The organism is Rhizobacter sp. P1_G5 (assembly GCF_056405435.1).
Genome location: NZ_JBFUCB010001052.1, coordinates 1 through 1,060 on the forward strand (window position 1 = coordinate 1; position 1,060 = coordinate 1,060).

The window sequence follows — 1,060 nt, forward strand, 5'->3', positions numbered from 1 at the left end:
GGCGTCGCCACCGCCGCGCAGGCCGAGCTGCCGGTGCTGATCGAGGCGCTCGGCACCGTCACCCCCGCCGCCACCGTCACCGTGCGCGCGCAGGTCTCGGGGACGTTGACCCGCGTGCTGTTCAAGGAAGGCCAGCTGGTGAAGAAGGGCGAGCTGCTCGCCACCATCGACGCCCGCCCGTACGAGATGGCGCTGCTGCAGGCGAGCGGCCAGCGCCTGCGCGACGAGGCCCAGCTCGATGCCGCCCGCGTCACGCTGACGCGCTACCAGACGCTGCTGTCGCAGGACTCGATCGCCCGCCAGGATGTCGACACCCAGGCCGCGCTCGTCAAGCAGCTCGATGGCACCTTGATGACCGACAAGGCCTCCGAAGGCACCGCCCGCCTGAACCTCGCCTACACCCGCATCACCGCGCCGGTCGGCGGGCGCATCGGGCTGCGCACCGTCGACGAGGGCAACCTGGTGTCGTCGGGCGACACCACCGGCATCGCGGTGATCACGCAGACCGAACCGATCGACATCGCGTTCTCGATCCCGCAGGATCGCCTGCCCGCCATCCAGGCCCGCGTCGCCAGCGGCGCCCAGCTGCCGGTCGCCGCCTACGACCGCACCCGCACCAGCAAGCTCGAGAGCGGCACCTTCTCCACCTTCGACAACCTCGTCGACACCACCACCGGCACCGTGAAGGCCAAGGCCCGCTTCCCGAACCAGGGCGGCGCGCTGTTCCCGAACCAGTTCGTCAACGTGCGCCTGCTGCTCGACACCGTGAAGGGCGCCGTCGTGGTGCCGATCACCGCGCTGCGCAACGGCCGCGACGGCGACTACGTCTACGTGCTGCAGCCCGACCGCACCGTGCAGCAGCGCACCGTCACGCGCGGCCAGGCGACGGTCGACAAGGTCTCGATCACCGCCGGGCTCGAGGCCGGCGAGCGGGTCATCACCGAAGGCGCCGACCGGCTGAAGGACGGCGCGCGCGTGACGCTCTCGGCCGACCGCGCCGCGTCGGGCGCGCAGGGCGCCTCGGGCCCGGCCGGTGCGTTCCCGCCGGGCCGCCGTGCCT

The 1,060-nt window shown here is 72.6% G+C and carries 1 protein-coding gene; it reads left to right on the forward strand.

Annotation, left to right across the window (positions count from 1 at the left end):
• A partial coding sequence (locus AC1D12_RS33915) for an efflux RND transporter periplasmic adaptor subunit (RefSeq protein WP_477845463.1) occupies nucleotides 1–1,060 on the forward strand: 1,060 nt, incomplete at both ends.